The 11,313-nt window shown below is 57.9% G+C and carries 11 protein-coding genes; 8 read left to right on the top strand and 3 right to left on the bottom strand.

Going from position 1 to position 11,313, the window contains the following annotated elements; translation table 11 throughout:
- Nucleotides 1-259: 259 nt before the first annotated feature.
- Nucleotides 260-1,003 (bottom strand): NUDIX hydrolase, encoded by a 744-nt coding sequence (locus NW819_RS06925; protein WP_414413301.1) that lies wholly within the window; start codon nt 1,001-1,003, stop codon nt 260-262.
- A gap of 161 nt (nt 1,004-1,164) precedes the next feature.
- Nucleotides 1,165-2,388 carry an ABC transporter ATP-binding protein gene (locus NW819_RS06920; protein ID WP_414373788.1) on the bottom strand — a complete coding sequence of 408 codons (1,224 nt, stop codon included), beginning with the start codon at nt 2,386-2,388 and terminating at the stop codon, nt 1,165-1,167.
- A 242-nt stretch (nt 2,389-2,630) separates the two neighbouring features.
- Between NW819_RS06920 and NW819_RS06915 the strand changes: the two genes are divergently transcribed.
- The 4 genes from NW819_RS06915 (at nt 2,631) to apcD (ending at nt 6,466) form a co-directional block, all read left to right on the top strand.
- Complete coding sequence (locus NW819_RS06915; RefSeq protein WP_414413300.1) at nt 2,631-3,362, top strand: SDR family oxidoreductase; 732 nt, start codon at nt 2,631-2,633, stop codon at nt 3,360-3,362.
- 131 nt (nt 3,363-3,493) lie between these two features.
- Nucleotides 3,494-4,183 (top strand): GTP cyclohydrolase I FolE, encoded by a 690-nt coding sequence (gene folE, locus NW819_RS06910; RefSeq protein WP_011431859.1) that lies wholly within the window; start codon nt 3,494-3,496, stop codon nt 4,181-4,183.
- 271 nt (nt 4,184-4,454) lie between these two features.
- Nucleotides 4,455-5,780 carry a type IV pilus twitching motility protein PilT gene (locus tag NW819_RS06905; protein WP_414413302.1) on the top strand — a complete coding sequence of 442 codons (1,326 nt, stop codon included), beginning with the start codon at nt 4,455-4,457 and terminating at the stop codon, nt 5,778-5,780.
- A gap of 200 nt (nt 5,781-5,980) precedes the next feature.
- Nucleotides 5,981-6,466: an allophycocyanin subunit alpha-B gene (gene apcD, locus NW819_RS06900; protein WP_011431857.1), complete on the top strand. Its 486-nt coding sequence runs from the start codon at nt 5,981-5,983 to the stop codon at nt 6,464-6,466.
- A gap of 4 nt (nt 6,467-6,470) precedes the next feature.
- On the opposite strand, the gene NW819_RS06895 is transcribed toward apcD, so the two are convergent.
- Nucleotides 6,471-7,154: a HEAT repeat domain-containing protein gene (locus tag NW819_RS06895; RefSeq protein WP_414329553.1), complete on the bottom strand. Its 684-nt coding sequence runs from the start codon at nt 7,152-7,154 to the stop codon at nt 6,471-6,473.
- 92 nt (nt 7,155-7,246) lie between these two features.
- Between NW819_RS06895 and rpsO the strand changes: the two genes are divergently transcribed.
- The 4 genes from rpsO to NW819_RS06875 form a co-directional block, all read left to right on the top strand.
- Nucleotides 7,247-7,522, top strand: coding sequence for a 30S ribosomal protein S15 (gene rpsO, locus NW819_RS06890; protein WP_011431855.1), 276 nt, complete (start codon nt 7,247-7,249; stop codon nt 7,520-7,522).
- 36 nt (nt 7,523-7,558) lie between these two features.
- A complete protein-coding gene (locus tag NW819_RS06885; RefSeq protein ID WP_414413299.1) occupies nt 7,559-7,996 on the top strand; it encodes a PAM68 family protein in 438 nt (145 codons plus the stop codon).
- Between the two features lie 96 nt (nt 7,997-8,092).
- Nucleotides 8,093-9,286, top strand: coding sequence for a nickel pincer cofactor biosynthesis protein LarC (gene larC, locus NW819_RS06880; RefSeq protein WP_414413298.1), 1,194 nt, complete (start codon nt 8,093-8,095; stop codon nt 9,284-9,286).
- A 150-nt stretch (nt 9,287-9,436) separates the two neighbouring features.
- Nucleotides 9,437-11,313, top strand: a 1,877-nt coding sequence (locus NW819_RS06875; RefSeq protein WP_414413297.1) for an ABC transporter ATP-binding protein/permease, incomplete at its 3' end; no start/stop codon positions are given.

Genomic DNA, 11,313 nt, shown 5'->3' with positions numbered 1-11,313 from the left:
GCGTCTCACCCTAACCTGAAACGACTGTAGTCATTTTAACGAGGAATGAAACTGTTCCATTGGAAGAGGGGTTGAGGATAGTTGTGGAAGCGACGCGGAGTAGTTGGGAAGTGTCTCAGCCTAACTTGAAATGACCATGATCAAGGCATAAACCTTTGTCTAGGTGGTCATGTATGGAACTCCCTTTGAATAAAAGCCAATCTATACCAACCGATCTGGCCAGCTTGGCCTTGGCGAGCCGGGATCCCTCAGACGGCCTTCAGACAAACACCATCGGCTTATGACGGATTTTCTCGAAAGCAGCCGCATCAAAACGGTAGAGGGTTGCCGGTCTGCCTGTGCCTTGGGTGCTTTTCTGGCCGGTATCTTGCAAGATACCCAGTTTCAGTAGGCGGGCGCGAAAATTGGAGTAGTCGGAGAACCCCTCGCCCAAAACGGTGCCGTAGAGCTGATAGACCTCCCCTAGCGTGAAGGTGGCGGGCAAAATGTCAAAGGCAATCGGGCTGTACTCCAACTTGGCGCAGAGGCGACGGCGGGCATAGCGGCAAATCTCTTCGTGGTCAAAGGCTAAAGAGGGAATTTGGTCGGCGGGATACCAGGCAATGCCCTCCACTCCGTCTGCCAGCAATTCAGCATCCTGGAACCGCACCAGGGCAAAGTAGCTGACCGACAGGTAGCGCACTCCATAGCCATCCTCGGCCTCGCGGGGATCCCGCTCCGGCCCCCCGAAGGTGTAGAGCTGCTCCAGATAGAGGTTTTTAACACGAATTTTCTCCGCCAAGATGCGGTAGGCCGCTGCTTCTAGGGATTCTGAGCGCCGCACCAGTGTTCCTGGCAGGGCCCAGCAACCGCGGAAGGGATCCTCCCGCCGCCGCACCAGCAGCACCAGGAGGCGATTCTGCTCAGTGTCGATGGAGAAAATGACCGCATCCACGCCCACCCGGAACTCCGCCAAGGCGATCCGGTTCTCCGATGGGCCTGCCACGATGCGGGATCCCTGCATAGCTTGGCACTGAATCCTCCACCAACAGCCTACCCAGTTTGTCCCTCCAGAGGGAGCTACCAGCCTGGACCACCGTCTTGCCAGTCTAAGCCCTATCTGGGGCGAAGGCTTTCGTGTCGCGGGGAAGATGGGTTGCTAAAGGTGTGCAAAAGAACCCCGACTCAGGCAACACTTTTACTTTTTGCGCGATTTGGCTCTTTTTCAGCCACGGAGGACCCCTCAGCGAGGGGGAACAGCCGACCTTGCCCAACAGCAATGTGAACCCGCGCGCCCACAGGCAGGGCTTCCCGGGCTAGGGCGTGCAATTCTTTGCCGGCTGCTGTGATCAGGCAATAGCGGTACTCTCGCCCCAAAAACTGTCGATCCCGAATGACAATGCCGCCCTGAGGATCAGGATGCAAATGCAACTCCTCCTGTCGAACCATCAACTCTGCGCAGCGCAAGCTGGGGTCGGGCTGATCCCTCAAAGCCTGGAATGGGATGTGCAGCAGCTCTTCAGCCTGCCAACCAAACTCCCGCCGCTCACAGCGGAGAAAGTTGGCCTGGGTAATAAACTCTGCCACAAAGCGGGTAGCCGGCTCCCGGTAAACCTCCTCCGGGGATCCCCATTGCTCAATACGGCCTTCCCGCATCACCGCCACCCAGTCGGAGAGGCAGAGAGCCTCCTCTTGGTCGTGGGTGACAAAAATGGCCGAGGTCTGGGTTTGCTTGAGGATTTTGCGGATTTCTTCCCGCAGGTAGTAGCGCACCTGCACATCCAAATTGCTCAGCGGCTCATCCAACAGGATCAAGCTAGGCCTGGGGGCCAAAGCCCGCGCCAAAGCCACCCGCTGCTGCTGCCCGCCCGAAAGCTCGTGGGGATAACGATGGGTGTAGTCTTCCAGGCCCACCAACCGCAACACCTCGTAAGCGCGTTCCCGCGCCTGTTGGGCAGCGCCTCGCAACTCAGCTCGCAACTCAGTTGAGGAGGAGCGATTGCCACCCCCTGCCGCCGACGCAAACGGGGTAGTGGGTCGGAGGCCAAACATCACATTGGCCAACACGTTCAAGTGGGGAAACAGGGCAAAATCCTGAAACACCAGCCCCACTCCCCGTCGCTCCGGTGGGATCCACTGCCCCTCCCCAGCTACAACCTGCCCCCCCAGCAGGATCCGCCCGCTATCCGGCTGCTCAAATCCGGCAATGGTGCGCAATAAGGTGGTTTTCCCACAACCTGATGGGCCCACAATGCTGAGGATGTCTCCTTGGGGCAGGCGAAACTCGACTTCCCGCAAAACCAACTGCCGCTGGCCGGGAAACCCCTTGCTGATGCCCTCAAGCTGAAGGATGTAGGAGGGATCCTCCCGCGCGGCAGTGGGGCTTGGAGAAAACAAAGACTCAGCCATGACGGTTGTTGTTGCAAAAGATTTTCACTATTTTTACCACACTACCATGTCCCCGGATCCCGTCCAACCGGATCGAGATCCAACAGCCAGCAGCCAGATCTTGAGCAGGACAGAATAAGGTTTCTACGCCTCGCCCTGATTCCAAGCGAAGCAGCGGAAAATCAGTGTTAAACTTAGTTAACGAAGTTTCTCAGGCCTGGGCGGCGCTTGCTTGTGTGGCGCACGCCAGAGGCTTGTTGTAAATGAGTTTTGAGACAAAGTTTCCCGAACGTGCTCTGATTACAGGGGCCAGTCGAGGGATCGGCAGAGCGGTAGCCCTAGCCCTAGCCCGACAAGGGATAGCGGTGGCTCTGGTGGCCCGTTCCCAACCTGATCTGCTGGCGGTGCAAGCCCAAATCCAAGCCCAGGGCGGCAAGGCAGCGATTTTTCCCATGGACTTGGCCGACCTAGCGGCTCTGCCCCAGCAGTTGCAGGCTCTCCTGGATCGATTTGGCGTCTGCGATGTCTTGGTCAATAATGCGGGCATAGCCCATGTTGGCCCCTTGGCCACCTTACCCTTGTCGGATTGGCAGCGAGTGATCGACTTGAACTTGACGGCAGCTTTTCTGTGCGCCCAAGCCGTACTTCCCGGAATGCGCCGGCAGCGCTTCGGCACGATTGTGAACGTCATCTCGATTGCGGGCAAGCGAGCTTTTCCCAACTGGGGAGCTTACTGTGCCAGCAAGTTCGGCCTAATGGGCTTTTCTCAAGCTTTGGCCGAAGAGGAACGACAGCATGGCATTCGGGTCACCAGCCTGTGCCCTGGTGCCGTGGACACGTCCCTCTGGGATACGGGCACGGTAGGGGTCAACTTCGACCGTTCCAAAATGCTCTCGCCGGAATGGGTAGCCGATTTGATTACCTATATTGTTCGGTTGCCCACAGGTGCGGTGGTGGAAGATCTCACCTTCATGCCTGCGGTGGGAGCCTTTTAGACCTGGCTGGTTTGGAGTTGCCCGTGACTTGGGAGGGTTTTGGCTATCGCAGCCTTTGACTGGATGCCACCTGAGCTGAGTTGCATGCACCGAGTTCTCTTAGCCTTTCGTTAACCAAGGAATATCCTGCTATGACCCTTGCGAAACCCGGATCTGGCTCGCAATCTCGAATGGATGACAAAGCCCATTTCAAGTCTCGGGTGATTCGAGATCGAGCCACTTTTGCGGAAGAAGAATTGGGTAGCTCGGATGTCTCAGATCCGGCTATGGTGGCGGCGGTGGAGACGCTGCTGCGGGGGATCGGGGAGGATCCCCAACGGGAGGGGCTGCGAAAAACCCCGGAACGAGTGGTTGCGGCTTTGAAGTTTTTGACCAGTGGGTATCGGCAGTCTTTGGAGGAGCTACTGAACAGTGCCATCTTTGATGAGGGCCATGACGAGATGGTGCTGTTGCGGGATGTGTCTCTGTTTAGCCTGTGCGAGCACCATCTGCTGCCCTTTATCGGCAAAGCCCATGTGGCCTACATCCCCAAGCAAAAGGTGGTGGGCCTAAGCAAAATTGCCCGTATCGTCGAGATGTACTCCCGCCGCCTGCAGGTTCAGGAACGCCTGACACGGCAAATTGCTGAGGCCTTGATGGAGGTGCTGGATCCCTACGGGGTGGGGGTGGTTATCGAGGCTACCCACATGTGCATGGTGATGCGGGGGGTACAAAAGGCCGGCTCCTGGACGGTCACCAGCTCGATGGTGGGGGTGTTTCAGGAGGATCCCCGTACCCGCGAAGAGTTTCTGAGTCTCATTCGCCATCCGTCCAATTTTTAGGGAGCTTCCCGGAGCTTTGCCGGTGGTTGGGTTGAGTTAACCCTCTGCTCAGGCTGGGAATACTAGCCTAAGATCGACGCAAACCCTGCCAGAAGCGAGGCTTGTCATGAGCGAGGTCAGCCCCGAAAACCAGTTTCCCACCGATTTGGACTCCAATTGGCAGCCCCCGGCTCCGCCGGTCATGCAGCGTCCGTCTCGTCCGGCTGCTCCGGTGCCCCCGGTGGAGCCTCCAACGCAACTGGATCCAGTGCTCGGTTCAGCCTCCCAAGGGATGGGATCCCGACCTGTCAACGCCAAAAGCCCCCCCAACCCCATTCTGGGTCGGCCCCTTCCGCCTGGTGTGGCTGTCGCTCCCCCTCAGGTACCGGTGCCTGTGCCGGGCTCTGCCGCTTCTCCTCAGATGCCCCCGCCCACCCCGGCTGCTGCTCGGCCTCCAGTGCCGCCGCCCAGCCCCAATCCTGCCGCTCCGCCTTTTGCGCCACCAGCTCGCCCAACGGCTGCCGGTCGGATCCCGGTGGCTCCAGCTGCTCCTGCGGGCCTGACCCTGCGCCAACTGGTGCAGGAAGCCTATGACAAAGGCTACTCAGATATTCATTTGGGGGTAGGAGAAGTGCCCCGCTTTCGGGATCGGGGGCAAATGCTTTTGACCAACTACCCGGTCACCACCACCGAGATGTTCTATGGCTGGCTGCGGGAAAGCCTGCCGGAGAGCCAAATTCGCCAGTTTGAGGAATGTTTGGAACTGGATACTGCCATCCAGTACGAGGGTTTGGTGCGGTGTCGGGTCAACTGCTTTGTTTCCCTGCTTGGCCCGGCTATGGTGATGCGTCTGATCCCGTTGAAAATTTTGACGCTGGAGCAGTTGCGGGCGCCGGAAGTCTTGAAGCGCATTGCCGAGGAGCACAAAGGCTTGGTTTTGGTGACCGGCCCCACCGGCTCCGGTAAGTCCACAACCTTGGCAGCGATGGTGGACTACATCAATTCCAACTTTCCCAAACACATCATTTCCATTGAGGATCCCATCGAGTTCGTCCACCAGAGCAAGAAATCGATGGTGCGGCAGCGGGAGGTCGGGATCCACACCCTGGAATTTGCCAATGCCCTGAAAGCCTCTCTGCGGGAAGATCCGGACATCATCCTGATTGGGGAGATGCGGGATCGAGAGACAGTGGATATTGCCCTGAAGGCCGGCCAGACGGGCCACTTGGTCTTTGGAACCCTGCACACCAACAGCGCCGTCCGCACCATCGAGCGTCTGCTGGGGATTTACAAGCCGGAAGAACAGGAGCCGATGCGCCTGCAACTGGCAGAAACCCTGGTGGCGATCATCGCTCAAACCCTGGTGCGCACCACCGATGGCAAGCGAGCTGCGGCCCACGAGATCATGCGCAACACCGATGCCATTCGGGACTACATCAAGCGGGGGGCGGTGGATGAAATTGAGGAGCTGATCGCCGACGGCTCCTATGAGGGCATGTGTACGATGAATCAATCCCTGTTTAGGCTTTACCAAGAGGGGCGGATTACCGAAGAGGTGTGTCTGGAGGCTGCCCCACGCCGCAATGAGATGGCCCAATGGCTGCGAGGCCGGATCTAGGGCCAGTCTCGAGATGGAGTCACGCCAAAGTGCTTGAGGGAAGGTTTGCCCTATCCTAAACTGGGAGCAGCCGGCGGCGCTGGCTTGCCGAGCTACCTGCTCATCTCTTGGGCCGACCTCGGGCTGGGGGGATGGGTTGCGAATTGATGAACCGAATGAACCGAATTGAAAGCAAGTTAGAAAACAGGAGAATCCCTACCGTGAGCGTGATCAACCAGATCATCGAGACCGCGGATGACCAGCTGCGTTACCTCTCAGTTAGCGAACTGGAAGCCATCAGGAATTACATGACCACCGGCGAGAGGCGCTTGCAAATCGCTCAGGTGTTAGCAGAAAACAAAAAGCGCATCATTGACCAGGCCCAGAAGCAGCTATTCGCCAAGCGGCCCGAGTACGTGCAACCCGGTGGCAATGCCTACGGTGACAAGCGCTACAACCAATGTTTGCGAGATTACGACTGGTATCTGCGTCTGGTGACCTATGGCATTATTGCCGGCAGCAAAGAGCCGATTGAGTCTATCGGCCTGATAGGGGTGCGGGAAATGTACAATGCCCTCAACGTACCCATCGCCGGCATGATCGATGCGATTGTCTTTTTGAAGGAAGCTGCCCTCAGCTTGTTGGAGCCGGCGGCAGCCGCTGAAGCCGCCCCTTACTTTGACTACATCATCAATGCCATGAGCTAGGGAACTACAGGGATCCCAAGGCAGCCCGGGCATGTACGGCCACCTGTTCTTGGGAATCCTGGGCCAGCCGGGTCAGTCCGGCGCGAGCGGCTTCTGTTCCCAACTTGGCCAGGGCAATGCAGACGCGGTAGCGCAGTTGCCAGTCGTCGGAATCAATGAGGGGATCCAGGTAGGGGATGGCCCGCGGATCCCCCAGATCGCCCAAGGCAGCGGCAGCGGCTGTGGTGATCAGCTCGCTCTTGTCCTGCAAAGCTTCCACCAGAGTGTCGAAGGCGGCAGGGTTCCCCAGCTCTCCCAGGGCAGCGATGATGCTAAACCGTACCAGCCACTCCGTTTCTCGCCGATAAGCTTCCAGAAGATCGGCCAGGGCCTGTGGCTGCTTGAGATCCCCCAGGGCAGCGGCGGCAGCAGCCCGCACATCGAACTCCGGATCCTCTCGCAAAGAGCGCTGCAAAATGGGCAACAGTAGGTTCGGATCGACGCCAGACAGGGTGCCCATCTGGCTGATGGCAGCATAACGGACGCGGGCATTCTCGTCGTGAATCGCTCGCTGCAGCAATGTCAAGGCTTCTGGCCCAGGCAGTTCTCTAGCTTTGTTGACAGCGCGCAGCCGATTTCCCAAGTCTTGTGAGTTCAACAGCTCCAGCAAAGCGGGCAGTGCCGGAGGATCCCCAGAGGTTGTTGTCATATCCCATTCTCTCCATAACCCTCCTCGGCCATAGCGAGGGAGGAAAAGCCGATGTTATTATCTTGAAGCAGTGCATCCAGTCCCTTGATCTTATGGCCTTATTGCAACAAGAGAAGCAGCAGATCATTGAGAGCTATCGACTGCACGACACCGACACCGGTTCTGCCGAGGTTCAGGTGGCTCTGCTCACCAGTCGCATCAACCAGCTCTCTCAGCACCTTCAGAGAAACCCGAAGGATTTCAACTCCCGCCGCGGCCTGCTGATGATGATCGGTCGTCGCAAGCGTTTGCTCAACTACATCGCCAAGCATTCTCCTGACCGCTTCCGGGAGCTGGCCGAACGGCTGAACATCCGGGTGAAAAAGTAGGCAGCCCATCCAAAACGCTATCGGAGATCTGTCTTCGTGGGCAAATCCAGCCGCCAGTCCAAAACCTTTCGCCGTCGCTCCCCCTCCGCCTCTGTTGAGGTGGAGAAGAAGCCGGCCAAGAAGGAGCCTGTTGCCGTGATTCCCCCTGAGGTCAGCCGGCGGATGGTGCGGCGGATTCTGGTGTTTTCTGGGATCCCTTCGGGGCTAGGTCTGAGCAGCTTTTTTGTGAATTACTATCTCTTGACCAACCACGTGGTTCCTCTGCCCCCTTACTTCACCTTGGCGGAGTCGCTAACTTTGTTTGGCCTTGGTTTTTTGGGCATCAGCTACGGTGTGTTCTCAGCTTCCTGGGATCCCGAGCCGGGATCCCTGCTGGGAATTGGAGAATTCCGGCGCAATTTGGGCAACGTCATCCAACAGTGGCGGGAATCTGCTGCCCGATCTTCTGAATCTTCTGACTCTAGGGAAGCCTAACTGCTCTCCCGTCGCCTTTTCCAGGCCGGTTGCTGCCTACAATCAAGAGGGATCCAAGTCCATTCTGGCGGCAGCGGCTACCCCCAGTTCTCCAGCATGAAAATAGCCTACTTCGACTGTGCGGCGGGCATTGCCGGCGATATGTGTCTAGGAGCCCTGCTGGATTGCGGGGTGCCTTTGGAGTACCTCAACCGTCAGCTCCAGGCGTTGGGCATCGAGGGGGAATATAGCCTGCAGGTGAGCCGGGTGCAGCGGTGTGGGCAGCCTGCTCTGCAAGCTGTGGTGGAGGTGCTGGGATCCCAGAGTGGGGGATCCCTTGCTCGGCATTGGGCAGAGATTCAGGCTTTGATCGCGGGATCCCAGCTTTCCCCAGTCATTAAGGCCCGCAGCTTGGCGGTGTTTGAAAAGTTGGCGCAGGCGGAAGCAAAAGTCCATCAGATGCCTGTGGAAAAAGTGCACTTTCACGAAGTGGGGGCAGTGGATGCTTTGGTGGATATTGTCGGCACTTGCATCGGCCTGGATTGGCTGCAGGTGGAGCGGGTGTTGTCATCCCCCCATCCTGTTGGGGGCGGCTGGGTGAGCACAGAGCATGGCAAATTGGCCGTGCCGGTGCCGGCGGTGATCGAGTTGTGGGAAATGGGCCGCGTGCCGGTGTTCAGCAACGGGGTGGAAGCCGAGCTGGTGACCCCCACAGGAGCAGCCTTGGCTGTGGCGTTGGCGGAAGAGTTTGGCCCCTGTCCGCCGATGCGGGTGGAAAAAGTGGGGCGTGGGGCCGGTGCCCAAGAGCTGCCCATTCCCAACGTGTTTCGTCTCTGGATTGGGGAAGCCGATGGGGGAGAGCTAACGGAAACGGTATCGGTGTTGCAGACCCAAATTGACGATCTCAACCCCCAAGTGGTTGCCTACACCTGCGAGCAGTTGTTGGCCCTCGGGGCCTGGGACGTGTTTACCCAGCCGATCACCATGAAACAGGGGCGGCCGGGGATCCTGCTTACCGTCATCTGTCCGCCGGATCGGGTGCCGGAGTGTCAAGATCTCATCTTCCGGGAGACCACCACCCTGGGCATTCGCCACTTCCAACAGCAGCGCACCCTGCTGGAGCGGGTTATCGAGCGGGTGGAAACCCCTTACGGCTTGGTCGACATCAAAGTGGCCCACCACCATGGCCGCATCGTCAACGCTCAGCCGGAGTTTCGCGACTGTGTGGCCCGCGCCCAGGAGTTTCACGTGCCGGTTCAGACGGTGTGGCTGGCGGCCCAATCGGCTTGGCAAAACCGGTTGCAAGGTTGAAGGGACACTGGCTTTAAGCAAGGGGTGTGTGGGTGAGCAAGACCCAGAGCCAAGACGGTTTGGATGGGACAAGGGGGATCCGCGTTTCACCCCCAATGAATCCGCTCCTGTTGAACACAGATTGGCACCCATGGCCTGCTAGCCTGGGAGATGTCGATCTTGCTCTCTCCGCCGACCGCAAAAATGGAATCCCAAGCCTCTCAATTTAACTTCGACCGCAAACTGTGGGATCGGTTTATCACCGTGGCCCAGCCCTACTTTTACCCCAGAGTGCGCTATGGGGGCTGGATCTTTTTGGGCTTGCTGGCAGCGGCCATGGTGTTTGTGGTTGCCCTGATGTTCTTTGTGGAGATTGGGGTAACTTTGGTCGGTCAGGCCCTGTTCCCAGAGTTTTTTACCAATGTGGCAGCCGGATTGGTGGCCCAAACGAAGAGAAACTTGTCCTCGCCGGTGCTGTGGGTAGCCGCGATCAGCTTGGCTTTGAGCAGCCTTTGTTTTGGGGCAGTGTGGCGGCAGCTTCGCCAGCGCTGGTTGCAGTGGGTGCTGCTCACCTTTTTGCTGTTTCTGTCGCTGACGGTCAACCGGCTGAACGTGATGATCAGCTTTATCTTTCGGTTTATCGACACAGCTCTGCAGCAAAAAGAAGAGCCCACTTTCTGGCAATTTTTGATTATTTATGGAGTGCTGATTATCTCAGCTATTCCCATTTTGGTGATCTACCGCTACACTCGCCTCAAGCTAGGGCTGTTTTGGCGAGAATGGCTGACCGATCATTTTCTGGATCGCTACTTCAATCAGCGGGCTTACTACGAGCTGGATTCCAACGCCGCCAACACCGAAATCGACAACCCCGACCAGCGTATATCAGAGGATGTCCGCTCCTTTACCGGCACCACCCTTTCCTTCCTGTTGGACATCCTTGACTCGATTCTCACCCTCTACGCCTTCACCGGCATCCTCTACGGCATTTCTCGTCCGTTGGCGTTGGGTCTGGTGGTCTATGCCACTATCGGTACTGCCATCGCCATTTTGGCCGGTCGCAAGCTGATTAAAATTAACTTCGATCAACTGCGCTATGAAGCCGATTTTCGCTACAGCTTAGTGCACGTGCGGGATAATGCCGAGTCCATTGCCTTCTACCAGGGAGAGGATCAAGAACTCAGGCAAATTTTGCATCGCTTTGGTGCGGCCTTGCGCAATTTTAACTTGCTGATCATCTGGCAGGCCATCATCGATATTTTCCAATACGCCTACAACTATTTCACCCGCATTGTGCCCTATGTCATCGTCGCCCCCCTTTACTTCAGCGGCGTGCGAGATTTCGGCACCATCACCCAGGCCACCATTGCCTTCAGCCAGGTGTTGAGCGCCCTCTCCATTGTGGCCAACCAGATCCAGAGCATTTCCAGTTTTGCCGCCGGGATCAACCGCTTAGGCTCCTTTCACGAGTCTCTGGAAGATCCGGCGCTGCGCCACACCGGCGCTCGGGAAAGCAACATTCAAACTCGCATTGCCCAGCAATTGGCGCTAAACCACGTCACTTTGCTCACCCCCAATTCAGAACGAACCCTGGTGCGGGATCTCTCCTTCGCCTTGGAAGCCGGCCAGCGGCTTTTGATTGTCGGTGTTAGCGGCAGCGGCAAAAGCTCTCTGCTGCGGGCCATTGCCGGCCTATGGACCAACGGCCAGGGATCCATCGCCCGCCCAGATACTCAGGAGATGCTCTTTTTGCCCCAGAAACCCTACATGCTGCTGGGATCCCTGCGGGATCAACTGCTCTATCCCAAACGCCGCCGAGACCTCACCGATGAAGATCTCATCCGAGTCTTGGCCCAGGTGAACCTGGGAGACTTGCCGGAGCGGGTGGGCGGCTTTGATGTGGAGAAAGACTGGGCCAGCACTCTCTCCCTAGGGGAACAGCAGCGTCTTGCCTTTGCCCGCATTTTGATCACCCAGCCCCGCTACGCCATTTTGGACGAGGCCACCAGCGCCCTGGATGTGGCCAACGAAAAACTGCTCTACCTGCA

Origin of the sequence: Synechococcus sp. R8-2 (assembly GCF_047461715.1) — a bacterium.
GTDB lineage: Bacteria > Cyanobacteriota > Cyanobacteriia > Thermostichales > Thermostichaceae > Thermostichus.
The sequence above is the reverse complement of the archived record's forward strand: the minus strand, read 5'-3'. Positions and strand labels throughout refer to the sequence as shown.

Coding starts and splice junctions, on each gene's coding strand:
- NW819_RS06920 (WP_414373788.1), bottom strand. CDS start 2,388: ATGGCTGAGTCTTTGTTTTCTCCAAGCCCCACTGCCGCGCGGGAGGAT.
- NW819_RS06905 (WP_414413302.1), top strand. CDS start 4,455: ATGGGATCCCGACCTGTCAACGCCAAAAGCCCCCCCAACCCCATTCTG.
- rpsO (WP_011431855.1), top strand. CDS start 7,247: ATGGCCTTATTGCAACAAGAGAAGCAGCAGATCATTGAGAGCTATCGA.
- folE (WP_011431859.1), top strand. CDS start 3,494: ATGACCCTTGCGAAACCCGGATCTGGCTCGCAATCTCGAATGGATGAC.
- larC (WP_414413298.1), top strand. CDS start 8,093: ATGAAAATAGCCTACTTCGACTGTGCGGCGGGCATTGCCGGCGATATG.
- NW819_RS06895 (WP_414329553.1), bottom strand. CDS start 7,154: ATGACAACAACCTCTGGGGATCCTCCGGCACTGCCCGCTTTGCTGGAG.
- NW819_RS06915 (WP_414413300.1), top strand. CDS start 2,631: ATGAGTTTTGAGACAAAGTTTCCCGAACGTGCTCTGATTACAGGGGCC.
- NW819_RS06925 (WP_414413301.1), bottom strand. CDS start 1,003: ATGCAGGGATCCCGCATCGTGGCAGGCCCATCGGAGAACCGGATCGCC.